General features: G+C 65.3%; 21 protein-coding genes. 8 read left to right on the top strand and 13 right to left on the bottom strand.

Annotation, left to right across the window (positions count from 1 at the left end):
* Positions 1-113: 113 nt before the first annotated feature.
* Complete coding sequence (locus ABD050_RS12775; protein WP_343889745.1) at positions 114-656, bottom strand: peroxiredoxin; 543 nt, start codon at positions 654-656, stop codon at positions 114-116.
* 129 nt (positions 657-785) lie between these two features.
* Positions 786-1,616: a CsgG/HfaB family protein gene (locus ABD050_RS12770; protein WP_425542452.1), complete on the bottom strand. Its 831-nt coding sequence runs from the start codon at positions 1,614-1,616 to the stop codon at positions 786-788.
* A gap of 238 nt (positions 1,617-1,854) precedes the next feature.
* Between ABD050_RS12770 and lepA the strand changes: the two genes are divergently transcribed.
* Positions 1,855-3,666, top strand: a complete 1,812-nt coding sequence (lepA, locus tag ABD050_RS12765) for a translation elongation factor 4 (protein WP_343889742.1) — start codon at positions 1,855-1,857, stop codon at positions 3,664-3,666.
* A gap of 206 nt (positions 3,667-3,872) precedes the next feature.
* Here the strand turns inward: lepA and ABD050_RS12760 are convergent, their stop codons facing one another.
* Complete coding sequence (locus ABD050_RS12760; RefSeq protein WP_343889741.1) at positions 3,873-4,184, bottom strand: type II toxin-antitoxin system RelE/ParE family toxin; 312 nt, start codon at positions 4,182-4,184, stop codon at positions 3,873-3,875.
* Positions 4,181-4,435, bottom strand: coding sequence for an antitoxin (locus tag ABD050_RS12755; RefSeq protein ID WP_343889740.1), 255 nt, complete (start codon positions 4,433-4,435; stop codon positions 4,181-4,183). The genes ABD050_RS12760 and ABD050_RS12755 overlap by 4 nt, the downstream gene beginning before the upstream one ends.
* 786 nt (positions 4,436-5,221) lie before the next feature.
* Here ABD050_RS12755 and ABD050_RS12750 point away from each other — a divergent pair.
* The 7 genes from ABD050_RS12750 to ABD050_RS12720 all read left to right on the top strand — a co-directional run bounded on the left by ABD050_RS12750 (position 5,222) and on the right by ABD050_RS12720 (position 12,952).
* Positions 5,222-7,123: an HAD-IIIC family phosphatase gene (locus tag ABD050_RS12750; RefSeq protein WP_343889739.1), complete on the top strand. Its 1,902-nt coding sequence runs from the start codon at positions 5,222-5,224 to the stop codon at positions 7,121-7,123.
* 3 nt (positions 7,124-7,126) lie between these two features.
* Positions 7,127-7,372: an acyl carrier protein gene (locus tag ABD050_RS12745; RefSeq protein WP_343889738.1), complete on the top strand. Its 246-nt coding sequence runs from the start codon at positions 7,127-7,129 to the stop codon at positions 7,370-7,372.
* Between the two features lie 3 nt (positions 7,373-7,375).
* Positions 7,376-8,374 (top strand): alginate O-acetyltransferase AlgX-related protein, encoded by a 999-nt coding sequence (locus tag ABD050_RS12740; RefSeq protein ID WP_343889737.1) that lies wholly within the window; start codon positions 7,376-7,378, stop codon positions 8,372-8,374.
* Positions 8,374-9,891: an MBOAT family O-acyltransferase gene (locus tag ABD050_RS12735; protein WP_343889736.1), complete on the top strand. Its 1,518-nt coding sequence runs from the start codon at positions 8,374-8,376 to the stop codon at positions 9,889-9,891. Before ABD050_RS12740 ends, ABD050_RS12735 begins: the two co-directional genes overlap by 1 nt.
* Before the next feature lie 34 nt (positions 9,892-9,925).
* The gene (locus ABD050_RS12730; RefSeq protein WP_343889735.1) at positions 9,926-11,371 is read left to right on the top strand and encodes a MaoC/PaaZ C-terminal domain-containing protein; all 1,446 of its coding nucleotides are present in this window, start codon (positions 9,926-9,928) and stop codon (positions 11,369-11,371) included.
* A gap of 331 nt (positions 11,372-11,702) precedes the next feature.
* Positions 11,703-12,134, top strand: a complete 432-nt coding sequence (locus ABD050_RS12725; protein WP_343889734.1) for a VOC family protein — start codon at positions 11,703-11,705, stop codon at positions 12,132-12,134.
* A 200-nt stretch (positions 12,135-12,334) separates the two neighbouring features.
* The gene (locus tag ABD050_RS12720) at positions 12,335-12,952 is read left to right on the top strand and encodes an outer membrane protein (protein WP_343889733.1); all 618 of its coding nucleotides are present in this window, start codon (positions 12,335-12,337) and stop codon (positions 12,950-12,952) included.
* 90 nt (positions 12,953-13,042) lie between these two features.
* On the opposite strand, the gene ABD050_RS12715 is transcribed toward ABD050_RS12720, so the two are convergent.
* From ABD050_RS12715 to ABD050_RS12675, 9 genes are all read right to left on the bottom strand, one after another.
* On the bottom strand, positions 13,043-14,149 hold the full coding sequence (locus tag ABD050_RS12715; protein WP_343889780.1) for an NADH:flavin oxidoreductase/NADH oxidase: 1,107 nt from the start codon (positions 14,147-14,149) through the stop codon (positions 13,043-13,045).
* Positions 14,150-14,738: 589 nt separating this feature from the next.
* A complete protein-coding gene (locus ABD050_RS12710) occupies positions 14,739-15,449 on the bottom strand; it encodes an NTP transferase domain-containing protein (RefSeq protein WP_343889732.1) in 711 nt (236 codons plus the stop codon).
* Positions 15,446-16,534, bottom strand: a complete 1,089-nt coding sequence (locus ABD050_RS12705) for an inositol-3-phosphate synthase (RefSeq protein ID WP_343889731.1) — start codon at positions 16,532-16,534, stop codon at positions 15,446-15,448. Before ABD050_RS12705 ends, ABD050_RS12710 begins: the two co-directional genes overlap by 4 nt.
* Positions 16,531-17,409 carry a CDP-alcohol phosphatidyltransferase family protein gene (locus tag ABD050_RS12700; protein ID WP_343889730.1) on the bottom strand — a complete coding sequence of 293 codons (879 nt, stop codon included), beginning with the start codon at positions 17,407-17,409 and terminating at the stop codon, positions 16,531-16,533. The genes ABD050_RS12705 and ABD050_RS12700 overlap by 4 nt, the downstream gene beginning before the upstream one ends.
* A 96-nt stretch (positions 17,410-17,505) precedes the next feature.
* The gene (locus ABD050_RS12695; protein WP_343889729.1) at positions 17,506-19,509 is read right to left on the bottom strand and encodes a putative bifunctional diguanylate cyclase/phosphodiesterase; all 2,004 of its coding nucleotides are present in this window, start codon (positions 19,507-19,509) and stop codon (positions 17,506-17,508) included.
* Positions 19,510-19,658: 149 nt separating this feature from the next.
* Positions 19,659-21,002, bottom strand: coding sequence for a c-type cytochrome (locus ABD050_RS12690; protein ID WP_343889728.1), 1,344 nt, complete (start codon positions 21,000-21,002; stop codon positions 19,659-19,661).
* Complete coding sequence (locus ABD050_RS12685; protein ID WP_343889727.1) at positions 20,999-23,182, bottom strand: xanthine dehydrogenase family protein molybdopterin-binding subunit; 2,184 nt, start codon at positions 23,180-23,182, stop codon at positions 20,999-21,001. Before ABD050_RS12685 ends, ABD050_RS12690 begins: the two co-directional genes overlap by 4 nt.
* A 45-nt stretch (positions 23,183-23,227) precedes the next feature.
* The gene (locus ABD050_RS12680) at positions 23,228-23,683 is read right to left on the bottom strand and encodes a (2Fe-2S)-binding protein (protein ID WP_343889725.1); all 456 of its coding nucleotides are present in this window, start codon (positions 23,681-23,683) and stop codon (positions 23,228-23,230) included.
* A 126-nt stretch (positions 23,684-23,809) separates the two neighbouring features.
* Positions 23,810-25,192, bottom strand: coding sequence for an efflux transporter outer membrane subunit (locus ABD050_RS12675; protein ID WP_343889724.1), 1,383 nt, complete (start codon positions 25,190-25,192; stop codon positions 23,810-23,812).
* Positions 25,193-25,318: the final 126 nt, after the last annotated feature.

The following is a 25,318-nucleotide window of genomic DNA, read 5'->3' as shown; positions in this document are numbered from 1 at the left end:
AGCGTGCGTGCGCCGGAGGGCAAGCGACCGCGTGGCCGGAGGGGATTTCCACAACAGGGCCGGATCTCGAAAAGCAGGAAAAGGGCGGGGACGGCACTCGCCGCCTCCGATATTCAGCCCTTGCGGTGCTTCGCCCGCCAGGCCTTCACCGCGCCCATCGTGCCTGAGACATGGCCCTCGGGGCTCATCTCGGACAGCGCGTAGATCACCTTGCCGTCGGGGGCGATCACATAGGAAGTGCGGTTGGAGAGCGTCGTGCGCTGCGGCAGGACGACATCATAGCCCTTGATCGTGGCGGGCGTCGCAGTGCCGACCGGGAAGGCGTTGCGGCACGCCTCGACCGAGAATTTGGCGAGCTTGTCGATCGGGTCAGCGGAAAGCCCGATCAGGGTCGCGCCCTGCTTCTCGAACTCGTAGCTCGCGACCGCGAACTCATGCGCCTCGATCGTGCAGCCCTGGGTGAAGGCGGCCGGGAAGAAATAGAGGACCACCGGGCCCTTCTTCAGCGCTGACTTGAGCGAGAAGGTGAAGGGCTTGCCGCCCACGGCGGCCTGGGTGGTGAAATCGGGTGCCTTGGCGCCGACCGGCAGGGCCGCCGTGGCGGGGACAGCAAGGCTGGCGACGGCGAGCAGGGCGGGGACGGCGAGATACTTCATCGAGACTCTCCCTTGGATTTGCCCGCTTTCTAGCCGGGTTGTTTCGCGGGCGCCACCAGAGGAAATCACAGGAAAGGGCCCGTCGCGTAGGTTACGCGGCGGGCCATTCCCGTTCAACAGGTCGCCAGTTTATTTGGCGAGCGGCGCTGCTTCCGCCGCATTTTCGGGCAGGCCGCCGAGCTGGTCGACCAGCTTGATATAGGCGTCGAGATAGGCGAGCACGATCACCTGGCCGATCGCGGTATCCTGATAGCCGCCGGCGCCGGCCGCGGCAAAGGCGCCGCCGCCAAACGCGCCAGCGCCGCCGCCCCAGCTCACGTCGGACTTGCGGGCATGGCCTTCGGTCAGCGCCTCTTCCTCAGTGGTGCGCGCATTGACCACCGACAGGGTGACATTGGCTTCCTTCTTGTTGACGTTGATGCCGCCGGCAACCGCGCCGGCTGCGCCGAGAAAGCCGCCCGCGTGGCCCAGGAGCCCGCCGAGCGCGGCACCCGCGCCGCCGCCGCCCGAATGCTGGTTGGCAGTGACGATATCGGGCTGGAGGAAATAATCGGCCGCCTTCACCTGGCCCTTGCCGAGGTTCGAATTGTCCTGAAGCTCGCCGGAATCGGCCATCGCCCGTTCCATGTTGCGGCTCTGCATCGCGCGGCCGCGATTGACGAGGCCGAAACAGCCGGACTTCTGGACGAAGATCTTGATGATCGCCTCGGGGCTGCCGAGATTATATTCGCGCCACCATTGATTGTCCGGCTCGACGATCGCGACGGTGCCGATGCGGTGGCGGCAGTGCGGGATGTTGAGCTCGCCATTCTTCTGGATCTGATAGGCCGAGGAGCCCTTGTCTTCCTTGGCGAGGGCAGGGGTGGCGGCAACGAGCGCGCAGAGCGCTGCGGCGGACAAAAACGTCTTCACGAGAAAAATCTCCTCCCATTGGCTCCGCAAAGGCGAAGCTGCGGCCATCTCCATCTCGGCTTCTGCCGATGATGGTGATCAGCCATACGCTGCCTGGCTACGACCCCCGCCAGCACCGTGATATACGTATTTACCAGAGCGACGGACGCAAGGGTAGGCGATTTCCGCCATTTCCCGCGGGAATGTGCCAGCATTCTGCGCGGAAAATGCGACCGAAGCGCATAGCCTGCCCCTCTTCTCGCCCCCTCTTCGCATAGCGGCTCCCGCCTGCTAACGCGCGGCGATCATGTCGACCGATCTTTCCAGAATCCGCAACTTCTCCATCATCGCGCATATCGACCATGGCAAGTCGACGCTGGCCGACCGCCTGATCCAGGCGACCGGCGGGCTCAGCGACCGCGAAATGTCCGAGCAGGTGCTCGACAATATGGATATCGAGCGCGAGCGCGGCATCACCATCAAGGCGCAGACCGTGCGGCTGCGCTACAAGGCGAAGGACGGGCTCGATTACGAGCTCAACCTGATGGACACGCCGGGGCATGTCGACTTCGCTTATGAGGTGAGCCGAAGCCTCGCCGCGTGCGAGGGCGCGCTGCTGGTGGTCGATGCCGCGCAGGGCGTCGAGGCGCAGACGCTCGCCAATGTCTATCAGTCGATCGAGCATGACCACGAGATCGTGCCGGTCATCAACAAGATCGATCTGCCCGCCGCCGATCCCGACAAGGTCAAGGCCGAAATCGAGGAGATCATCGGCCTCGATGCCTCGAACGCGGTGCTGACCTCGGCCAAGGCCGGGATCGGCATCCAGGAAGTGCTCGAAGCGGTCGTCACCCGAATCCCGCCGCCCAAGGGCGATATCGACGCGCCGCTGAAGGCGATGCTGATCGACAGCTGGTACGATCCCTATCTCGGCGTCGTCATTCTCGTGCGGGTGATGGCCGGCGTGCTGAAAAAAGGCCAGCAGATCAAGTTCATGCAGACCGGGACGCTCCACCTCGTGGACCGGGTCGGCTGTTTCCGCCCGAAGATCGAGCAGCTGAGCGAACTCGCGGTCGGTGAAATCGGCTTCATCACCGCGCAGATCAAGGAAGTGGCGCAGACCAGGGTCGGCGACACCATCACTGACGCGAAGCGGCCCGCCGCCGAGCCGCTGCCGGGCTTCAAGGAAGTCCAGCCGGTCGTGTTCTGCGGGCTGTTCCCGGTCGATGCCAACGACTTCGAGAAATTGCGCGAGAGCATCTCCAAGCTGCGCCTCAACGACGCCAGCTTCAGCTTCGAAATGGAGACCAGCGCCGCGCTTGGCTTCGGCTTCCGCTGCGGCTTTCTCGGCCTGCTCCATCTCGAGATCATCCAGGAGCGGCTGACCCGCGAATACGACCTCGACCTGATCACCACCGCGCCGTCGGTCGTCTATCAGATCGAGCTGATGCATGGGGCTGGGCATATCGAGCTGCACAACCCGGCCGACATGCCCGATCCAAGCCGGATCGCGAGCATCGCCGAGCCGTGGATCGAGGCTGTGATCTATTGCCCCGACGAATATCTCGGCTCGATCCTGAAGCTCTGCCAGGATCGGCGCGGCATCCAGAAGAACCTGACCTATGTCGGCGGGCGGGCGCAGGTGACCTATGAACTGCCGCTCAACGAAGTGGTGTTCGATTTCTACGACCGGCTGAAGAGCATCAGCCGGGGTTATGCGAGCTTCGACTATCACCAGATCGGCTATCGCGAGGGCGACCTCGTCAAGATGGGCATCCTGGTCAACAACGAGCCGGTCGACGCGCTGAGCATGATCGTCCACCGCGGCACCGCCGAGGCGCGCGGGCGCGGCATGTGCGAGCGGCTGAAGGACCTGATCCCGCGCCATCTGTTCAAGATCCCGATCCAGGCAGCGATCGGCGGCAAGGTCATCGCCCGCGAGACGATCGCTGCGATGCGCAAGGACGTGACCGCGAAATGCTATGGCGGCGACGCGAGCCGCAAGCGCAAGCTCCTCGACAAGCAGAAAGAGGGCAAGAAGCGGATGCGGGAATATGGCTCGGTGAGCATTCCGCAGGAGGCGTTCATTGCGGCGCTGCGTATGGGGGATGACGCCTGAGGCTGAGGCGCCGATCGCGCCCGATCGCCTGCCCTCACCGTGCCACCATCGGCGCCGGCCAGCGGGCGAGGGCGCGGCGGATGGCAAGTAATGGGGGCGAGCCGGCCGAATTCCGGTGGCACTGCACTGAACTTCACTATGAATGGGCGAGCGGAACCTCTCTCAAAAGTAATTGGCCGCCTCGCCTGCGGCGTGACACTACGGGGCTACCGTAGGCGATCCGCCAAGCGCACCATCAAATCCATCCGCTCGTGAAAAATCGCGACGATAAGGGCCGGCGCGCCGTTCCGGGGCAGGCAGAAGATATAGTGATGCTCGCAACGGCTCATCCGTAAGCCCGGATAGAGTCCTGCCATATCCCGGGATACGCTGCAGCCGGATGCGATGCGTTCAATACAGATTTTCAGGCTGGCGACATATGCACGCGCCTGTGCATCGCCCCATTGCTTACGTGTATAGCGGACAATGTCCCGCAGATCGGCTTCCGCTGCCGATGACAGCGCGTAGCTCGGAATCACATGCGGCTTTCCCGGCTCAACTCCTCGTCAACCACCGCGTCGATACTAAGCGTGGAAACCCCACCGGCTGTCGCGTCGGAAATGCGCTTCTCCAGCAACGCTTTCAGCTCCTGCCATGCCTGGTCGTCGCCGGTCTGGGCGGGAAAAAGGCGCTCGATCGCATATTGTTTGATCGACTTGCCCTGCAAAGCGGCCAGCGCCTTCAGGCTCTGATGCTGCTGATCTGTAATATCGATGGTCAGACGGCTCATGGGGGCCCCGCAAAACGCTGTAGGTTCGCACATTAGCACAAATGTGGGTCCACGGCGACAATGATCTCGGCGCCTATATGGTGACGGCAAGGCTCCTCGCATCGTCCTTCCAGACATTGACCGGGCCGACCCTCGCACCGCGCAAGCGCGGGCCTGTTCCGAAAGATCGACAAGGGTCGTTGCACGCCTCACCGAACCGCCCCCACCGAAACCACGCGATTCAATCGCGGCCGGGATTGTGGAAGGCCGCGGTGCGGACTGGCACTGCGCTGGTTCCGCCCCGCTCTTTGACATGACCGCCCTATAACGAACGACGCTTCGCCGCTGCACCGGCGATACGTCCCGCTGTTATCCCGCTGTTTCCCGCTGTTATTCAATAACAGCGGGATTCCATGTAAGCTATTGATAATACAAGGAAAATTCTCGCGATAAATCCAACATAACAGCGGAGAAAAAGTTTTTTCCGAAGAACAGCAAAAAACAGCGGGAATCCGCGGTCCCAACTGCACTTGCGGTGATGCGCCCGACACCCGCTTCGCGACCCGCGTCGACAGCCCGACTCATGAGAGAAAAGGTCGTTTTCGCAGGTGGTTGCAGAAGCTCACCCGCTCACGACCGGGGTTGCATTGGGTGACAGCCGCACGTTCCATACCCCTTTGCCAATAAGCGATGAGCCAATGCCCGCTGCGGCCGTTGCGATACCGGGAGGCACCGGATATGCGGGAAACAACACCCGATGGCTGACGATCGGCTTTCGGCCAGCACACCTCCTTGATAGAAGATCATATGTATCGCACCTGGCTTGCGCCCAGCGGTGACCTGGCCGCTGATCTTCGTCAGATTGTTGCCGCCGAGGGCGATCCGACGTCGGAAATCCTCGCGATGAAGGCGCTGGCAAATCGCAATCACGATTTTGCGAGCATGACCCGGCTCGACCGCGCCATCGGCAAGACGCTCGACCGGGGCGGCGATATCCCGGCCTCCTTCCAGCGCGAAAGGCTTGCCGTCCTCAGCACGTCGACGTCGGGCCACCTCGCCCCCTCGATCCGCGTCGCCTGTCTCGGCCGGCAGATCGTCTGCGCGCTGTACGAACCCGATTTCGGCCAGATCCAGCAGGAACTGCTCGATCCGGGATCGGGGCTGCACGCCTTCGCGCCGATGACGGTGCTGTTCGCGGACGACCCCTATTCGCTGTTCGGCACGACCGGCCTTGCCGGGATCGACGATGCCGCCGGCGCAGAGGCTGCCGTTGAGGACCTGGTCTCGTCGCTGCGCAAGCGGTGGCGGACAGTCCGCACCTCGTTCAACGCGCACATCATCCAGCAGCTGCCCTTCAATCCCTTCGTCCGACTGCTCGGCGAGAATGAAAGCCGCTTGCCCGGGTCGCCGGCATCGCTGATCGCTGCCTTCCAGGCGCGGCTGCGTGCCGCCTGCGACGAGGATGGGGTCGATGTGATCGATCTCGCCCACTGGTCGGCGCGCGACGGGCTGGCGCTATGGCATTCGACCGCGCTGTGGCATCGCAGCAAGCAGGAAGTGCACCCGCGGTGCGCCCCGCTCTACGGCGATCTCGTCGCCCGCCTTCTCGCCGCGCGGCGCGGCAAATCGGCCAAGTGCCTGGTGCTCGATCTCGACAACACCCTGTGGGGCGGCGTCATCGGCGATGACGGTCTCGAGGGTATCGCCATCGGCCAGGGGTCGGCGGTGGGCGAAGGCCATCTCGCCTTGCAGCATTATGCAAAGATGCTCGCCCGGCGCGGGATCATCCTGGCGGTCTGCTCCAAGAACGACCACGCAACCGCGATGCTGCCCTTCGAGCAGCATCCCGACATGGCGCTTCGCGCGGCCGACATCGCCAGTTTCGTCGCCAACTGGACCGACAAGGCGGCCAATCTCAGGCGAATCGCGAGCGAGCTCAATATCGGCCTCGATTCGCTCGTCTTTGCTGACGACAATCCGTTCGAGCGCGAGCTGATCCGGCAGGAGCTGCCCGACGTGCACGTCGCCGAACTGAGCGATGAACCCTCCGACTATGCCCAGATACTGGCCGACAGCGGCTGGTTCGAAAGCGTGTTGCTGACGCGCGAGGATCTCGCCAAGACCGAGCAATATCGCACCAATGCCGAGCGCCGCGCCCTGCTCGACGAGACGACCGACCTGGAAAGCTATGTCGGCGCGCTCGCGATGGAGCTCGACAGCGCACCCTTCACGCTGCTCGAAATGCCGCGGATCGTGCAGCTGATCAACAAGACCAACCAGTTCAACCTGACCACCCGGCGCCATGGCGAAGCAGCCGTGCGCAAGATGCTCGACGATCCCGACATGGTCACGCGACGCTTCCGCCTGACTGATCGGTTCGGCGACAACGGCCTGATCGCCACCGTGATCGGCGCGCTGCAGGGCGACGACAAACAGACCATGGTCCTGGACACCTGGCTGATGAGCTGTCGCGTCCTCGGCCGGCGGGTCGAACATGCGATCCTGAACGTGATGGTCGACGCTGCACGCGAGGTCGGCGCGCGGCGCATCATCGGCGAATATCTTCCGACCGAGCGCAACGGGCTGGTCAAATCTCTCTATTCCGACCTGGGTTTCTCGCTTATCGACCAAAGCGACGACAGGTCGCGCTGGTTGCTCGACTGCAGCGTCTATCAGCCGCATCCGACGAGCATCAGGATATTGGGGTAGAATGTGACTGACAGCGAAATACTGGAGCGCCTGACCGATATCTTCCACGACATCCTCGATGACGACTCGATCGTGCTCCAGCCCGAGACGACCGCCGCCGACATCAAGGATTGGGATTCGGCGAACCACATCAACATCGTCGTCGCCGTCGAAGGCCGCTTCGGGATCAAGATCCGCAATGCCGAGGTCGAGCGCCTGAAGGATGTCGGGGACTTCGTCGCGCTGATCCGTTCCAAACTGGATCGCTGAGCCGTGTCGGGCGGGGGCGACAGGCCGGCACGCGCCGGGCCGGGGCGGCGCGGTATCAGCGCGCTCGCCTTCACGCTCGTCCTGCTGGCGACGGCGCTGGTCCTGCGCGCGCTGCCCTATCCGCGCTCGCTCGATATCGCCCAGTTTCGCAAGATCCACGCGACGTCGGCCAGGATCGCCGTGCTCGGCCCGTCGACGATCGACAATTTTTCGATCTGTGACCGGGACCGGCGCACCATCCCGCAGATGATGGCCGACGATAGCGGCGCCGGCGTGGCCGATATTTCGAGCGGCGGCCAGCAGGTCAGGGACGCGGTCAACCTCGCCGCGCTCGCCGCGCGGCGGCCCTCGATCACCGATGTCGTGCTCGCGATCTCGCCGGCATCGATCGACGAGCCGACCACGCCGCCCTATCGCAAGGCAGTCCTGTATCGCATGCTCGCGCCGTCGTTCAACGGCGCCGCCTTCGCGACCGTGCAGGATTTGTGGCAGGGCCTGAGCGACCAGCCTCTGCGCGGGCAACGCGCCTTCACCGTCGCGGGCCGTCGGCACGGCGATTACGCCGCGGTGTCCGCCGTGAAGTTCGCAAGGGAATACCGGCTGCAAGGCTGCCCCGAGCCGGCCACCCATGATGTGCTTTTCACGCATGATTATTATTGGTGGATGTATGTCGCCGAAGGGTCGAACAGCGCGCTGCCGCGCCTGCTCGCCCGGCTCGACGGCGATGTCAGGCGGCAGGGCAAGCGGCTGCATGTCGTGCTGCTGCCGGCCAATATGGAACTGATCGGCCGGCTCGACCCGCGCTGGCCCCGCATCGTGATGGATCGCAACCGGCGCTTCGCCGCGACCCTGCGGCACCTCGGCATCGACCTTCTCGACCTGTCCGATCAGCTTCCGGATGCCCAGTTCATGCAGCGCTGGTGCGCCTGCACCCACCTCGCCGAGACGGGCCGGCGCCATGTCGCGCTCGCCATCGATGCGCATCTGGCGGGCCATCACTGATGGTCTTCAGTTCCTACGTCTTCATCTGCATCTTCCTGCCCGCGACTTTGTTCGGTTATTGGGTCTTCACCCATGTCAGCCATCAGGCCTCGAAATGGTGGCTGTGCCTGGCGTCGCTGGTTTTCTACGGCTGGTGGGATATTCGCTGGCTGCCCGTCATCCTCGTCTCGATCCTGTTCAATTTCATGATCGGCCGCGCGATCATCGCGCGGACCCAGCAGGAAAAGACCAGCGGCGCGCTGCTTGCGTTCGGCGTCGCCGTCAATCTGGCGGCGCTCGCTTATTACAAATACATGTTCTGGCTTCTCGGCCTGGTCGGCCTGGGGGCCACGATGCCGGTCGCGATCGGACTGCCGCTCGGCATCTCCTTCTTCACCTTCACGCAGATCGCCTTCCTGGTCGACGCGAGCGAGGAATTTCACGGCCGCTATTCCCCGACCAACTATGTCCTGTTCGTCACCTTCTTCCCGCATCTGATCGCCGGGCCGATCGTCCATCACCGCGATTTGATGCCGCAATTCGAGGAGAGCCGGAATTTCCGGCTTCACGCGCGCGAAATCGCGATCGGGCTTGCCATCTTCGCGATCGGCCTCGCGAAGAAAACGGTCATTGCCGACAATGTCGCCACTGTCTCGGCGCGCATGCTCGATCATCCCGGCGGCACCGGCGCGGTGTGGCTTGGCGTGCTTGCCTATTCGATGCAGCTCTATTTCGACTTTTCGGGCTATTCGGACATGGCGGTCGGCCTCGGCCGGATGTTCGGCATCAAGTTCCCGGTGAACTTCAATTCGCCCTACAAGGCGACCAGCATCATCGATTTCTGGCAGCGCTGGCACATCACGCTGACCCGCTTCCTGACTGCCTATGTCTATAACCCGATCGCCCTCGCGCTCGTCCGCCGCCGTGCCCGCGCCGGCCTGTCGACTTCGAAACGCGCATCGCAGTCGCTGCGCGGCTTCCTCGTCCTGATCGCCCTGCCGACCTGGATCACGATTGTCCTGGCCGGCATCTGGCACGGGGCGGGCCTGCAATATGTCGCATACGGCGTGCTCCACGCGCTCTATCTCACGATCAACCACGCCTGGCGGACCTTCGGCCCGAAATCCGTTGACGACCCCGGCCCCGTCGCCCGCGCCGCGCGCGCGATCGGCTATGGCCTGCTTGTCTATATCGGCGTCCTGGTTGCCCAGGTCTTCTTCCATGCGGGGTCGCTGCACGAGGGTGCCGTGACGGTCGCGCAGATGGTCCGCCTGCACGGTGTCGACGGTCCTTATGCGCCGATCGCCGTGACTGACCTGCTGCTGGTCGCGGCCGCCGCGGCGATAGCCTGGCTCGCGCCGAACACATGGCAGCTCATGGCCCCGCACGATCCCGCGCTGGCAACCGAGGACCGGATTGCGCCGTCGCGGGTCCATGTCCAATTCACCCTTGGCTGGGCGGTGCTGTTGGGCGTGATCCTGTTCCTGGGCCTGTTCAACATTCAGGGCGAGCAGCCCTTCATCTACTTCCAGTTTTAGGGCGGGCGTAGCTGGGTATGAAAGGGGCGCCGCGATGAGCGATGCGATCGCAAGCCGACACTTCACCGAGGCCGACCAGCAGGCTTTCGCTGCGCTGTCCGGCGACCGGAATCCCCTCCACATGGATGCCGTCGCGGCGCGGCGCACCCAGATCGGCGCGATCGCGGTGCATGGCATGCACACCATCTCATGGGCGCTCGACCAGCTGGCGCAGCGGCCCGACGTGCGCGCCCGTGGCGTCGGCAGCCTGCAGGTCCGCTTCCTGTCGGCAATCCGGCTGGGCGACAGGGTCGAACTGCATCCGGGACGGTCGACTGACCAGGCGCAGACCTTTCAGGTCCGCGTCGACCAGGCCAATGTCGCGATGATCAAGCTGACGCCCGGTGCGAGCAACGGCGAGGCTGGCGTGCCGGACGAGAGCGGCACCATCGAGTCACTGACATTGTTCGAACGCGACCCCGAGACGCTCGAGGGCAGGCGGGGGAGGGTGCCGCCGGTGGCGCGCCTCGAGTCCTTCGCAAGGGCGTTTCCCAACGCCGCCGCCTGGCTAGGCGCCGACCGGCTGCGCGGCTTCGCCGCACTTTCGGCGCTGGTCGGGATGGAATGTCCGGGGCTGCACTCGATCTTCTGGTCGCTCGATATAGCCCTGGATGAGGACCGCGCCGAGCCTGGCATCGCTTATGAAGCGACCGGCTATGACGAGCGCTTCCGGATGGTCCGCATGGCGGTCCGCGGCAGCGGGCTCACCGGGCAGGTCGAAGCCGTGTCGCGCATGCCGCCGATCGAACAGTCGAGCATTGCCGACCTTCGCAAGATCGTCGCCGATGGTGCCTTTGCCGGGCAGCGCGCGCTGGTGATCGGCGGATCGCGCGGGCTCGGCGAGCTGACGGCGAAGATGCTCGCAGCAGGGGGCGCCGAAATATGCCTGACCTATTTCATGGGCGATGGCGACGCTGAGCGCGTGGTCGGCGCCATCGAAGCCGCTGGCGGCAGCGGCGCTGCGCTGCGCTATGATGCCGGCCTGCCGGCGGCGGCGCAGCTGGATGCGCTGCCGTTCGAGCCGACTCACCTCTATTATTTCGCGACCCGCCAGATCGCCGGCCGACGCCAGGCGATGTTCGAACCCGCACGGTTCGAAAGCTTCACTGACGTCTATGTTCGCGGCTTTCACGACATTTGCGAGGCGCTGCTTGCCCGCGGTGCCGGGCCGCTGGTCGCTTTTTATCCGTCCTCGGTCTTCGTCGAGACCAAGGAGGGCGATTTCGTCGAATATGCGATGGCCAAGGCGGCGGGCGAGATACTGGCGGCGTGCATGGCGAACACGCTGGCGCGGCTTTCAGTGATCGTCGAACGGTTGCCGCGGCTGCCCACTGACCAGACGGGGAGCATTCGCGCGCTTGAGATGGCGTCACCTAACGCGGTGATGCTGCCGATCCTGATTGCGGCCCAGGCACGCTTCCTCGCCGCGGCGGCGAAATAAGCGCTGCGCACCCCAGGGAACAGGCTCTCGAATTCGCCGGCAGCACCTCATCGCGCTTGGGCACAGTCGCATCACCTTCATCCTTGGCGACCCGCGACATCACGCTACCGGGCGGAGATTGGAGGGCTCTCTGCTTGCGCTGGCGGAAGCCGGAATTGCACGAGATGAAACATTGATTGCGCAAGGGCTGTTCACCTACCGATCGCGACACGACGCGGCCGAGCGCATCAAGTCGGTTGCGGTTGGAATCGAGCGCGACGGGCTAGGCTGTTATGGAAGTCATGACAGGTCGAGCCTCGCCGGCGAGCGAGCTCCGCGGAAGGAACTGTGCATGAACGCTCCATTGCAAATTACCCCCCATCTCTATTTCCGGGGAAACGCCGAAAGCGCCCTCCAATTCTATGCCGAGTGCGGCCTCGGGAAGATCATCGAGCTGCGCCGCTATGCAGGCACCCCTCTGGCTGACCGCGAGGGCGGCGCGTGGCGTAACAAGGTGCTTCATGCGGTTTTCGAAGGACCGGGGCTTCGTCTGTACGCTGGCGACGGTGCGGATTCGGAGCCGATGAAAGGGTGTGCCATCCTGATCGAACTTGACGACGTGGCGGCCGCGAAGAGCCTCTTCGCCAGGCTATCCTCCGGCGGGCATGTCACCCTTGGCTTTGCGAAGCAGCATTGGGGCGACCATTACGGGAACTTCACCGACAAATTCGGTGTGCAATGGGCGGTGAATGCCGCAGTGGCCGACCCGTCTCGGGTCGGATGAAAATCCCGCCGGCCTTTGCCTGAAGGCAAGTGCTTGAGCGCCGCCGCGCCTCGGCAGCACTGTTGTAATGCTGCAACACACTTTTTTCAAAAGGCATCGATTCAAGCGTTTATGAATAATTTCGTGGTGCAGTGCAGCGAAATTCCTCTAGGGGCGCCCTCCGCCGCCAATCGAAGCGGCAATATTCCAGGAAGAACAATATGAATACCAAGCTCCTTTTCGCCTCGGTCGCAGCTCTTGTGATCGCCACGCCCGCGATGGCCCAGGACGCGTCGTCAAGCTTCAAGGGCGGCGCCCGCGTCGAAGCGCGTCTCGGCGTCGATGATGTCGTGCTGAGCGTCAATGGCGACAGCGATTCCAAGGTCGGTCTCGCCTATGGTGGCGAAGCCGGGTATGATTTCGTCACCAAGTCGGGCTTCGTGATCGGCGCCTATGCCGGTATCGAGGGCGCGACGACCAAGGATTGCACCGCAGTCTACGGCAATGACGAAGCCTGCATCAAGGCAGGGCGCAACATCACCGCCGGCATCCGCGCGGGTGGCATCGTCGGCAAGGGCCTGCTCTACGCCAAGGGCGGCTACACCAACGGCCGGATCACCGCGACCTATCGCAGCAACACGACGCCCGCGAACAACTTCTCGGACGGCGCCAACGCTGACGGTTTCCATGTTGGCGCGGGCTACGAGGTCGACATCTCGTCGAACACCTATGCCAAGATCGAATATGTCTACACCAACTACAGCCTCGGCAACGACCTTGGCCTCAATATCGATGCGCAGCGTCATCAGGGCGTGGTCGGTTTCGGCTTCCGCTTCTGATCGTCTCGATCACGACAAGCGAGGGGGCGGCAGCGATGCCGCCCCTTTTTTTGCGCGAATCTATTTCGGTGGCCGAAATAGGACGCTCCGTCACGATCCCCCGAACAACCCCTTGAAGCGCCGCGGCTGGCACCTGAGATACTGGCGCGGTGCATGCACCTGCGCCCCGAGCGCCGCCGCCGCGTGCCACGGCCAGCGCGGGTCATAGAGGATGCCGCGGGCCAGCGCGATCAGGTCGGCATCACCGTTGCCGATGATCGCTTCGGCATGTTCAGGCTCGGTGATCAGCCCCACCGCGACCACGGGTATCGCCACCGCCTGCTTGACCGCACGGGCGAGCGGCACCTGATAGCCCGGCATCACCGGAATCTGCTGGGCTGGGTGAAGCCCCCCACTCGAAACATGGATCGCCGCGCATCCGCGCGCTTCGAGCGCCCGGGCAAAGGCAATCGTCTGCTCCGCGTCCCAGCCGCCCTCGACCCAGTCGGTCCCCGACACCCGCATCGTCACCGGACGGTCGGCGGGGAAGGCGGCCCGCACCGCGTCGAAGATCTCGAGCGGAAACCGCATCCGGTTCTCGAGCGGCCCGCCATAGCCATCGTCGCGCTGGTTCGAGAGCGGCGACAGGAACTGGTGCAGCAGATAGCCATGCGCGCCGTGGAGCTGGACCGCATCGATGCCGAGCCGCGCGGCACGCTTCGCCGCCTGCACGAAACCGTCTCGCACCCGGTCGAGCCCGGCGCGGTCGAGCGCCGCCGGCGCATTCTCGCCGTCGGCGAACGCAATGGGGGAGGGCGCTTCGGTCTGCCAGCCGTTCGGCGCATTCGGCGCGATCTGTTTGCCGCCCTTCCAGGGTATCTCGGTGGAGGCCTTGCGTCCCGCATGGGCCAGCTGGATCGCGATCGGGATCGGCGACCAGCGCCTGATGCTCTCGATCGTGCGGCTGATCGCTGCCTCGTTCTCGTCGCTCCACAGCCCCACATCGGCCCAGCTGATTCGTCCTTCGGGCAGCACAGCCGTCGCCTCGATGGTCAGCAGCGCTGCGCCTGACAGAGCGAGCTGGCCGAGATGAATCAAATGCCAGTCGGTCATGCAGCCATCCACCGCCGAATATTGGCACATGGGCGCGATCACGATCCGGTTGGCGAGAGGGAGTCCTCCGACGTCGATCGGCTGGAAAAGATAGGGCTGGCTCATGAGGATCTCCGCTGCTGACGTGCCGGGAACGCCCATGGCTGCATTTCGGGCCTGCGCAAGCGTCGATTGCGCGGTGATCCGATCCATAAAGTGGTGAGGCGGTGCTCGCGCCCTGCGCCCTCGCATGTTTATTCAGCCAGGCCGTCGCCTTATCGTGCGCTTGCGGTTGCGGCCGATACCGCGCTCTGGCTTCGTCGCTGAAGACATTCGGGAGTTCATCAGGACCGGGCCGCCTCGATTCAATCTTGCGGAAAATCATGGGAGGGCGCTTGCGGACGGGATGCCACTGCGGTCATTCCTCCGCTCTTTGACATGACCGAACACTATAGCTGACGGTGGCTTGCCGCCGATGTTTCAAGCGACGCCGCTGTTCCCCGCTGTTCCCCGCTGTTCCCCGCTGTTATCGGCCCCGCCTTCCCGCTGTTCCGCCGCTGTTATGCGATAACAGCGGAATCGCGCATAAGCCATTGATAATAAGTCAGGAAATTGCGTACAAAATCCAACAAAACAGCGGGAGAAAAAACGTTTGTCGAAAACAGCGGGGAACAGCGGAAAATCCGCGCGGCCACGCTGAATGTGGCGCCCACGCTCAGGCGGCGCGGGCCAGCAGCCACTGCTCCGCAAGCGCATGTGCCTTGGGGTCGTCGACATCGATCCAGCCGAGGCCAGTGCAATCCACCACCTGCGCCAGCCCGCGTTCCGCCAGCGCCCCCACGCCCGCACTCAGCGACGGCGCCGCCAGGCGCTTCAGCGCATGGAACAGGGCGGGCCCGATCGCGAACACGCCGGTGTCGAAACAGTCGAAAATCGGGATGCCCTTGCCGATCGCCACGATAGCGCCGTCCTGCGTCTCGACCCGCGTCACATCCTCCATATCGACTGCCTCCTGCTCAAGCAGCCGATCGATCCCGAGGGTCAGCCCGCCCTGCGCGCCGGCATCGGCGACCCGGCGATACAGGGCCGGTTCGACCATGTGATCGCACATCGCCAGCAAGGCCTCGCCGCCATCGGCCGCCGCCTCGGCCGCCAGCACCGACACGCCATTCGGCTTGCGATAGTCGGCGGACATCACCGTCTCGATCGTCACCGGCCAGTCGCGTGCAGCCAGGGCAACACTGATGGCTGCCGCCTCATAGCCGAGCACGACGATCACCCGTGCCATGCCAGCCGCGGCGAAGCCCGTGATCGCGTGCTCGATCAGGCTGCGCCCGCCGACGGTGCACAAGGGCTTTGACGATGCCAGCGCCCGCAGCCGGCTGCCTTCGCCCGCCGCGAGCAGGATCGCTGTGTCGATCGTCACGCCGCGATGAATTCCTCGACTGCCGTCTGGGCGAGATCGTCGGTCATCTGAGTGCGCGGATGCTTGCAGAAATAGGCGGACGCCCCGTCAATCGGCCCGGCAAGCCCGCGGTCGAGCGCAAGCTTGGCGCAGCGGATCATGTCGATCGCGACGCCGGCCGAATTCGGGCTGTCCTCGACCGAGAGGCGAAGCTCGAGGTTCATCGGCACGCCACCGAACAACTGCCCCTCCATCCGCAGGAAGCACACCTTGTTGTCATTCTGCCACGCGACATAGTCGGAGGGACCGACATGGATGTTCTCATCCTCGAGCCGCTCGGCCGCGACAGCCTGGACGGCTTCGGTCTTCGAGACCTTCTTCGAGGCGAGCCGCTTGCGGTTCGACATGTTGAGGAAGTCGGTATTGCCGCCGGTGTTGAGCTGATAGGTGCGGTCGAGCTTCACGCCGCGCTTGGCGAACAGGTCGGTCAGCACGCGGTGGACGATCGTCGCGCCGAGCTGCGCCTTGATGTCGTCGCCGATGATCGGCACGCCGGCCGCCTCGAATTTCGCCGCCCAGACCGGGTTGCTGGCGATGAAGACGGGGATGTTGTTGACGAAGGCGACGCCGGCCTCGAGCGCGCATTCGGCGTAGAACTCACTGGCTTCCTGCGATCCGACCGGAAGATAGTTCATCAGCACGTCGGTGCGCGACGCCTTCAGTTCGGCAACGATCTCCTCGCGGGTCGGCTCGGGCAGGTCGGCGACCAGGAAGGTCCGCTCATCGGCGTAATCGATCATATGTTCGGCGACGCCGTCGAGCACCCGGCCCATCTTCACCTTGGTGCCGGTCGGCTTGACCACCGGCGCGAAGATCGCCGTGCAATTGGGCTTGGCGAAGATCGCCTCGGATACGTCACGGCCGACCTTGCGCTTGTCGACATCCCAGGCGGCAACCACCTCGATGTCGCCCGGGCGATAGCCGCCGAGCTCCCAGTGCATCAGGCCGACCATGTCGTTCGCCCCGTCGCGATAATGTTCGAGGCCCTGCACCAGCGAACTCGCGCAGTTGCCGATTCCTACCAGGGCGATCTTGATGCTCTTCATGGGTGGTTGATATCCTTCGATGGAATTGAAAAACTGGAATCTGGTGCAACAGTGCCCGCGAAGGCGCGGAGCAGGTTTGCCTCGACATGACGATGCCAGGCAACGCCTGCGCAGGTGACGATGGAAAGAGGGACGAGCTCGAACCACCAGAACCAGCGTGGATCGCCAACCAGGCAGGCGAGGAAGATCGCCCAGACCCTTGTGTTGGCGGTCAGCAGGATCATCAGCCGCATCGGCCCGGCCGCGCGCTCGCCATAAGCGGCCGCCACGGCGGGCGCAATCGCCCGATCCTCGAACAGGGCGTCGAACCCGATCGAGAAACGGTCGATGCTGGTCGTCAGCCATTCATAGCCGCGCACCACGGCGCTGCCCGCAGGCTGGGCCGCGGGCGCGCGGGGCAGGCCGCGGATGCGGCGATGGAAGCGCGCGCGCTCGCCCTCGTAAAGGCTCGACTGGACGATATGCGCAGCGCCGGCGCCGAGCGCCCAGGCCCAGCCCTCGCCGGTACCGATCATGCCGGCGATGACGACATAGATCAGGATGAACACGCCATGGTCGCACACCCCGTCGAGCACGCGCCCGATCGCGCTTGCCGTGCCGGTCGCGCGCGCGACCATGCCGTCGAGTCCGTCAGCGATCAGCCAGCCGATCGACAGCACGAGGCCGACCAGCGCGAATCGCCAATCGTCCCAGCGCGCATAGGCGATTGCGGCCATCAGGCCGAGCACGAAGCCGGCCACGGAGACCAGATTCGCCGAGATGCCGCGCGCGACTGCCCAGGGCAGCAGCGATCGCGCGGCAGAGTGGATTATCCAGAGGTTGGTAGGATCCTCTATCCGGCGATCCCGCGACCCGTCCGGCGGAGCCTTTGTCATGGCCACGTCATATATTCTTCACGGGGCCGAAGTCCAAACAATGTTAAGAACCGGGTGAAAATTCCGACACCCCGGCTGGCTTTCGCCCGGGCCGCTTCACCTGTCGACCGCCCGCCGGCCCTGCACCACGCGATTTCGGGGCGCTGCGGGCCGCGGCCCGGCGGGGATGGCGTGATCCTCGCTCATCACCGGGAGAAACCGCCGGTGGATCATCCCCGGTACGAGCGACGCGGGAATCGCCTGGCTGAACAGATATCCCTGGCCGAGATCGCAGCCCTTGCGCCGCAGATAGGCTGCCTGCGCCCGGCTCTCGATCCCCTCGGCGACCGTCATGATGCCGAGATTCTGGGCGAGGTTGAGCACTGCCCCGACAATCGCTGCATCTTCCTCCTCGTCAGTATCGGTCAGCTTGCTGACGAAGGAGCGGTCGATCTTCAGCACATCGACGGGAAACTGCTTCAGGTGCGAGAGCGAGGCATAGCCGGTCCCGAAATCGTCGAGCGCGATCGTCGTGCCGGCATAGCTCAGCGCGTTCAGCGTCCGCTCGACGCTTTCGGCGAGCTGGCCGAAAAAGACCGACTCGGTAATCTCCAGTTCGATCAGCGACGGCGGTATCTCGAAGCGTTCGAGTCGTTCGAGCAGGCGCGATGCGAACCGTCCGCGCAGGAAATCGGCGGGAGAGCCGTTGATCGCGATCTTGCCGAAGCCGATTCCGGCCTGCAGCCAGCCGCGCATGTCCGCAAAGACCAGGTCCATCATCCGGTCGGTCAACTGCGTGGCGAGCTCGTTGTCCTCGAACGCAGCGCTGATGGCATCGGGTGCCTGGGGCCCTTTTTCCGGATGGTGCCAGCGGAGCAGCGCCTCGAATCCGATGACCTCGCCGGTCACCAGCCGTACCTTGGGCTGGTAGAAGGGGAAGATTCGGTCCTCCTTGAGCGCACCGCGCGCCTCGGACAGCATCCCGGTCCTGCGTTCCATTCCCTGCCTCAGCGCCGGCACGAAGCCGCGGATCGCACCGCCGCCCTGGGCCTTGGCGGCGTAGAGCGCGAGGTCGGCGCTCTTGAGCAGTTCCTCGGCGTCGCCGCCATCGGCCGGCCACATCGCCGCGCCGGCGCTGACGCTGGCATTCACCAGCCGGCCCTCGAACAGCATCGGCCGGTCAAGGCCGTGCAGCACTGCCCGAACCGTCTCGGCGTGCGCTTCTTCAGCCCGCAGGCCCGGCAGGATGATCGCGAACTCGTCGCCGCCGAGGCGGGCCACGGTGCCGTTCGCCGGAACCGCCCGGGCCAGCCGCGCTCCGATCTCCTTCAGCAACGCATCGCCGGCGGCATGGCCCATCGCGTCGTTGACTGATTTGAAATGGTCGACATCGAGGACGACCAGCCCGACATGCCCGCCGGTGCGGTCGGCTTCGTTGAGCGAGGTATCGAGGCGCTCGGCGAACAGGGTGCGGTTGGGCAATGTGGTCAGCGAATCGGCATAGGCAAGCGACCGCACTTGCGAATGGGTGATCATCCGATCGACCAGATAGTCATATTGGTTGCCGACGAGGCGCAGGATCAGGGCGAAGATCAGCAACAGGTTCAGCCCGGTGGCGACCTGCTCGGTCAGGCCGGAGAACAGCAGCCAGCAGATCACCGGCGCGGTGGCGAAGATGATGGTGGCGAAGGCAGCCCTGGGCAGGCTGGCGAGGCAGAAGGAGCAGGCGACCGCACCGAGCGCCATGAACAGCGGCACGCAGGGCTTGTCCCCCAGGCCGTTCTTGAGCAGCGCGACGCCCCAGATCCCCAGCGCGATCGCGACGACCGCGGCAACCAGCGTGGTGTTCGTCAGATAGGCGCTTGTCTTCGCCGGATCGGGCGTGCGGTTGCGGCGAACCAGCCAGACGATCACTCGAATCAGGATCAGGCCAAGAAAACAGACCGGCACGATGATCGAGAGAAAGGGCGGTGCAAGGCCATGGATCGAAAATGCGAGAATGCCCGTGTTGATGGTGAGTACCGCATAGAGGATCGGCACCTGGGTCCGAAGGATCTGGAATTGTTCGGCCTGAAGCTCGGCCTTGAGTTCGGGAGGAAGACGCCAATATTGATTGTGCAATGATCGTCTCCCGGATCAGACGATTACGCGCGTGCCCCTTTAAGAAATGTTTATAGGGCCGGATCGGCTGGGCCGGCCCCCGCCGTCTTTGTGCCGCCTTGGGACTGATGTGCGGAACGTCCCTTTGCGTCGCCGTGCACGACTTTTCGTCAGGTCGCCTTGCGCAGCCGTGCGACCTGTTTCGGCGTCACGCTCGACGGTTTCGCCCCGAACCGCGTCGTGACGTAATTGGCCACCGCCGCGATCTCCGCATCGCTATAGGCATGGCCGAAGGCCGGCATGACGCTCTGCCCCTGCGCGGTTCGCCGCGAGGCGCCCGAGATGATCACCTGGGCGACATTGGTCGCGCTCGGATCATTGACCGCGCGCGATCCGTTGAGCGTGGCGAGGCCGTTCAGCGCACCGTTGCCGCTCCAGGCGTGGCACCCGATACAGGCGCCCTCGAAGATCTTCTTGCCAAGCGGCGCCGCCGAGTCGGCAGCGGCGAACCGGTGAGTCGCGGGGGCGGGGCCGGTCGCCGGCCGTGGCTGATCAGGCGTCGAGACCGGCGGGATGGTGCGGAGATAGGTCACCATTGCCGCGATGTCGGACGGGGTCAGATGGCTGAGGCTGAGATCGACGGCTTCGCCCATCGGCCCCGCTGCGGTGCCGCGCCCCGGCGCATGGCCCTGCGACAGATACTGCGCGAGCTCGGCATCGCTCCAGCCGCCGACGCCGGTCGCCTTGTCGCCGGTGATGTTGAACGCGCGCCATCCCGCCGCCACAGCGCCGGCATATTTGTGCCGGTTGTCGAGTGCCTGCAACAGGTTGCGCGGCGTGTGGCAATCTCCGCAATGCCCCATTGCCTCGGCGAGATAGGCGCCGCGGTTCCAGGCCGGGCTGCGGTCCGCATTGGGTTCGAAGCGCCGCTTCGGGTTGAACAACAGGCTCCAGACCGACATCAGTCGCCGCTGGTTGAACGGGAAGGAGAGGGCGGTCGGCGGCGGCTCCCGATGCGCCGCCGGCACGGTGCGCAGATAGGCGCGGATCGCGAGCGCGTCGGCATCGGTCAGGTAGGTGTAGGCGGCATAGGGCATCGCCGGATAGAGATGCTGTCCCTGGTCGTCGATGCCTTCGCGCAGCGCCCGCAGGAATTGCGCGTCGCTCCAGCCGCCGATCCCAGTATCGCGATCGGGGGTGATGTTGGGGGACCAGATCGTCCCGAACGGAAGCTTGAAGGCCAGGCCGCCCGCAAAGGGCGCGCCTCCCTTCGCGGTGTGACAAGCCTGGCAATCGGCTGCCTTCGTCAGATATTCCCCGCGTGCGACTGGGTCGGTCGAAGCGAAATCAGCCGGCACGCCAGTCGGCGAGGTGCCGCTATATTTCTCGAGCGCGACCCGGTGTCCGCCGGCAAAGTCCATCGCGCCGGGGCCGAAGGCGATCCAGGAGAAGACGAGCAGACCAAGTACAAGGATCATGGCGATCACCGCCAGGACGATACGGCCGCGGCTCATGCCTCTTTCCTCCCCGCCAGCACGTCGCGGTCGATCGGCAGGCGGCGCAGGCGCTTGCCGGTGGCGGCGAAGATCGCATTGGCGAGCGGGGCGAAGGCAGCGGTCGTGCCGGCCTCGCCGATCCCGCCCGGCATCTCTCCGCTGCGGATGACATGGACTTCGATCGGCGGCGTCTCGTTCAGGCGGAGCATCCGGTAGTCGTGGAAATTGCTCTGCTGTACCCGGCCCTTGTCGATCGTGATCTCGCCGAACAGGGCAGCGGTCAGCCCGAAGACCAGCCCGCCCTGGAGCTGGGCGACGATCGTGTTCGGATTGACCGCGATTCCGGTGTCGACCACGCAGACCATCCGGCGCAGCGTAACATTGCCGTCACCGTCGACCGCAACCTCGGCGACCGTCGCGATCCAGCTCGTAAAGGCGGGTTGCACCGCGACCCCGCGCCCGCATCCCGGGGGCAAGGGCGTGCCCCAGCCCGACTTGTCCGCGGCGAGCCTGAGCGCCGCCTGCAGACGGGGGGCCTTGCCGAGCATGTTCAGCCTGAACTGGACCGGGTCGGCGCCTGCCTTGTGGGCGAGCTCGTCGATGAAGCTTTCGATGACGAAGACATTATGCGCCGGGCCGACACCGCGCCAGAAGCCGGTCGGCACGCCCGGCGGCTCCTCCCGCACGAAATCGACCCGGAAATTGGGGATGTCGTACGGCATGTCCTGGGCGCAATCGACAGCGTCGAAATCCTGGCCGTTGACGAACGCCGGCGGCAGCCAGCGCGCCAGCACCGAGGATCCGGTGATGACATGGTGCCAGCCCTGGATCCTGCCGTCCTTGAGCGTCGCGCTCAGCCGGTCGTGCCAGGCAGGGCGATAGACGTCGTGCTGGATGTCCTCCTCGCGGCTCCACACCACCTTGACCGGCGAGTCGACATGCTGGGCGATCCGCACTGCCTTTTCGACCTGGTCGACCTCGAGCCGCCGCCCGAACCCGCCCCCGATCAGGTGATTATGGACGATCACCTTGTCGAGCGGCAGCCCGGTGACCTTGGCGGCGATTGCCTGGGCGCGGCTCACAACCTGGATTCCCGTCCACACCTCGCAGCCACCGCCGCTGACGTGCACGGTGCAGTTCATCGGCTCCAGCGCAGCATGGGCAAGGAAGGGCACGTCATAGGTGACCTCGATCGGGTCATGCTCCAGCGCCTTGGCGACATCGCCGATATTCTTGGCGTTCACCCCGACACGCCGGCTTGCCGCGACCAGCCGCGCACGCACCTGCGCCGTGTCGACGCCGGCATTGGCGCCCTCGATCCAGCTGATGTCGAGCGCCGCCAGCCCCTGCAGCGCAGCCCACATATGGTCGCCGACCACAGCGACGAGATCGTCGAGCACCACCACCTGCCGAAAACCGGGCACCAGCTTCGCCCGGCTGTCGTCGACATGGCCGACCCTGCCGCCGAACACCGGCGAATGCGCGAAGGTCGCGAACTTCACCCCCGGCGGCATTGCGTCGATGCCATATTTCGCCTGGCCGTTGACCTTTTCGGGCGTGTCGAGCCGGCGCAGCGACCGGCCGATCAGGCGAAAGTTCTTCGGATCCTTGAGCGGCGGGTCGGCCGGCGGCTTCAGCCCCGCGGCGCGCGCGGTCAGCGCGCCATAGCCGATCCGCCGCCCGCTCGAATCGTGGATCACCTCGCTCGCTTCGGTTCGGCAGCTCGCCGGATCGACCTTCCATCCCGAGGCAGCCGCCTGGACGAGAATCGCGCGCGTGCCCGCCCCCGCCTTGCGAAGCGGCATCCAGAAGGCGCGGATCGAGTTGGAATTGCCCGTCGCCTGAAGCCCGAAAACCGGATTGGCGTAGAGCGCGTCGTTCGGGGGGGCGTGCTCGACTGCCACCTGGTTCCAGGCCGCGTCGAGTTCCTCGGCGAGGATCATCGAGATCGAGGTGTAGGTGCCCTGGCCCATCTCGACCTGGGGCATGACCAGCGTCACCTTGCCGGCCGGGTCGATCCGGATGAAGGCGTTGGGCGCAAAACCGGAGACCCTGGCGGTCGAGCCCTCCGGTTCAGCGGCCAGCCCCGGCCCAACGAACCCGACCAGCAGACCGCCACCCAGCGCAGCGCCGACCTGGAGCATGGCGCGGCGGGTGAGAAGCGGCGCGGCTGGCGTTGGTGCGGCGGAGACTGGCATTGCACGAGACCTCAATAGGAAGGGACGGGTCGCGAACGTGTCGGGTCAGGGTGTCGCCGCTGCCGCCTTGATGGCCTCGCGGATACGCACATAAGTGCCGCAGCGGCAGATATTGCCGGCCATGGCGGCATCGATATCGGCGTCGTCGGGCGCCGGTGTTGCGGCCAGCAATGCGGTTGCCGACATGATCTGACCCGACTGGCAATAGCCGCACTGCACGACCTCATGGTCGAGCCAGGCGCGCTGGATCCGCGCTCCGGCTGGCGTCGCGCCGATCGCCTCGATCGTGGTGACGGCGCGGTTGCCGAGCGTTCCGACCGGCAGCTGGCAGGATCTGAGCGGCGCGCCGTCGACATGCACGGTGCAGGCGCCGCACTGAGCGATTCCGCAGCCGAATTTGGTGCCGGTCAGCCCGAGCACGTCGCGCAGCACCCAAAGCAAGGGCATGTCGGTTGGGACATCGACCTGATGTGCGGCGCCATTGACGTTCAGCTCGAGCATATCGCTCCTTTGCCGCCGCTTGCGCGGCCCGCATGATGCCGTCTGACGGGAGCCGGACGGCCTGTAGGGCAGAGCGTAGACTACGTCCTGCCGTCGACAGACGTCAAGGCAGTGCGCCGCTCAATTCTATCGCTGCACTGCCGCCGCGTCGGCTTCAGTCCATCCGCCGCCGAACGACTGGTACAGCGTTACATAAGCGGTCAATCGGTCGGCCCTGACCTGGACGAGCGAAAGCTCGGCGGCCAGCAGCCCGCGCTGGGTGTCGAGCTGGTCGAGATAGGAAGAATAGCCCGCCTTGTAGCGGTTGGCCGCGTTGTGGAGTGCGGCGGCAAGCGCGTCGCGCTGAGCGGCGATCGCGGTCGCCTGCTCGGCCGATCGCTTGACGCCGGCCAGGCTGTCGTCGACCTCACGAAAGGCGGTGAGCGCCGCCTTGCGATAGGCAAAGGCAGCCTGGTCGCGCCGCGCGGCGGCGACATCCTCCTGCGCACGCAGCCGCCCGCCATCGAATATCGGCGAGAGGACGCTGCCGCCAAGCGAGAACACGCCCACCGGGTTGGCAAGCGCCGTGGTCAGGATCAGCCCGGCCGATCCGGTCAGGCTGACATTGGGCAGGAGTGCCGCGCGGGCGCTGTCGAGCGTCCGGTCGGTTGCGACAAGCGTCTGCTCGGCCTGATACAGATCGGGCCTGCGACGAAGCAGGTCGGCCGGAAGGCCATCGGGAATGGTCGGCGGCGCCAGCGCTTCGAGTGGCAGGCCGCGCGCGATCGGTCCGGGATTATCGCCGAGCAAGAGGCTCAGCGCATTCTCCTGGCGGCTGATCGCGAGTTCCGCCTGAGGCACGAGCTGCTCGGTTGCGCGATATTCGCCCTCGGCCTGATGGAGTTCGAGGTTGGAGGTGTAGCCGGTTTCGGCGCGGCGCCGCGCGATCCTGAGCGCTTCGGCGCGCGAGGCCAGCGTGTCGCGGGCGACCTGAAGTCGCGCATCGAGCGCGCGCAACGTGATATAGCCGCTGGCAACGCTGCTCGCGATGCCGAGCCGCACTGCGTCTCTCGCGCCTTCGCTCGCCAACAGCTGCGCCCGCGTGGCCGCGTCCGCCGCGCGGAGTCGTCCGAACAGGTCGAGATCATAGCTGACGGTCGCGGCTGGTTGCGCGGTCACATTGGTGGTGGGGATTCCGAACGCATTGAGTGCTCGCGCATCCGCCGCCGGCAGCCCCGCGTTCACCTGCGGCGCAAGCGCGGCACGCGCCGTGCGCTCGCTTGCCCGCGCTTCCTCGACACGCGCGGCGGCTGCGCCGAGATCGGGGTTGTTGGCGAGCGCACGCTCGACCAGCCCGGGCAGCACCGGGTCGCCGAATGCTGACCACCAATCCGCGCGGATCGGCTGGGTGGGGCCAAGCGCGATGCGCCATGCCGGCGGCGGTGCGATTGCGGTCGTAGCGGGCGGTGCGGGTCGAGGGCCGAGGCAGGCCGAGAGGAGGAGAGTCAGCGTTATTGCCCTTGTGGCCATCCTTCCGGATCCAGAGTTGGAAGGCGGGCGCATATCTCCCTCTTCCAGCGGGAGAGGGAAGGAGCCGCGAAGCGGCGGACGGGCGAGGGTGAATCGGTCGCCCTCCCTCGGCGCTGCGGTGCAGCC

It is taken from the genome of Sphingomonas oligophenolica, from assembly GCF_039522915.1.
Taxonomy (GTDB): domain Bacteria; phylum Pseudomonadota; class Alphaproteobacteria; order Sphingomonadales; family Sphingomonadaceae; genus Sphingomonas; species Sphingomonas oligophenolica.
Note: the sequence above shows the minus strand (reverse complement) of the source record. Positions and strands in the feature narration are given on the sequence as shown.

Bases quoted from the DNA above. Each gene is read 5' to 3' on its own strand.
- ABD050_RS12720 (WP_343889733.1), top strand. From the start codon at position 12,335: ATGAATACCAAGCTCCTTTTCGCCTCGGTCGCAGCTCTTGTGATCGCC.
- ABD050_RS12700 (WP_343889730.1), bottom strand. From the start codon at position 17,409: ATGACAAAGGCTCCGCCGGACGGGTCGCGGGATCGCCGGATAGAGGAT.
- ABD050_RS12735 (WP_343889736.1), top strand. From the start codon at position 8,374: ATGGTCTTCAGTTCCTACGTCTTCATCTGCATCTTCCTGCCCGCGACT.
- ABD050_RS12715 (WP_343889780.1), bottom strand. From the start codon at position 14,149: ATGAGCCAGCCCTATCTTTTCCAGCCGATCGACGTCGGAGGACTCCCT.
- ABD050_RS12775 (WP_343889745.1), bottom strand. From the start codon at position 656: ATGAAGTATCTCGCCGTCCCCGCCCTGCTCGCCGTCGCCAGCCTTGCT.
- ABD050_RS12730 (WP_343889735.1), top strand. From the start codon at position 9,926: ATGAGCGATGCGATCGCAAGCCGACACTTCACCGAGGCCGACCAGCAG.
- ABD050_RS12725 (WP_343889734.1), top strand. From the start codon at position 11,703: ATGAACGCTCCATTGCAAATTACCCCCCATCTCTATTTCCGGGGAAAC.
- ABD050_RS12755 (WP_343889740.1), bottom strand. From the start codon at position 4,435: ATGAGCCGTCTGACCATCGATATTACAGATCAGCAGCATCAGAGCCTG.
- ABD050_RS12680 (WP_343889725.1), bottom strand. From the start codon at position 23,683: ATGCTCGAGCTGAACGTCAATGGCGCCGCACATCAGGTCGATGTCCCA.
- ABD050_RS12675 (WP_343889724.1), bottom strand. From the start codon at position 25,192: ATGGCCACAAGGGCAATAACGCTGACTCTCCTCCTCTCGGCCTGCCTC.
- ABD050_RS12685 (WP_343889727.1), bottom strand. From the start codon at position 23,182: ATGCCAGTCTCCGCCGCACCAACGCCAGCCGCGCCGCTTCTCACCCGC.
- ABD050_RS12690 (WP_343889728.1), bottom strand. From the start codon at position 21,002: ATGAGCCGCGGCCGTATCGTCCTGGCGGTGATCGCCATGATCCTTGTA.
- ABD050_RS12705 (WP_343889731.1), bottom strand. From the start codon at position 16,534: ATGAAGAGCATCAAGATCGCCCTGGTAGGAATCGGCAACTGCGCGAGT.
- ABD050_RS12770 (WP_425542452.1), bottom strand. From the start codon at position 1,616: ATGGCCGCAGCTTCGCCTTTGCGGAGCCAATGGGAGGAGATTTTTCTC.
- ABD050_RS12750 (WP_343889739.1), top strand. From the start codon at position 5,222: ATGTATCGCACCTGGCTTGCGCCCAGCGGTGACCTGGCCGCTGATCTT.
- lepA (WP_343889742.1), top strand. From the start codon at position 1,855: ATGTCGACCGATCTTTCCAGAATCCGCAACTTCTCCATCATCGCGCAT.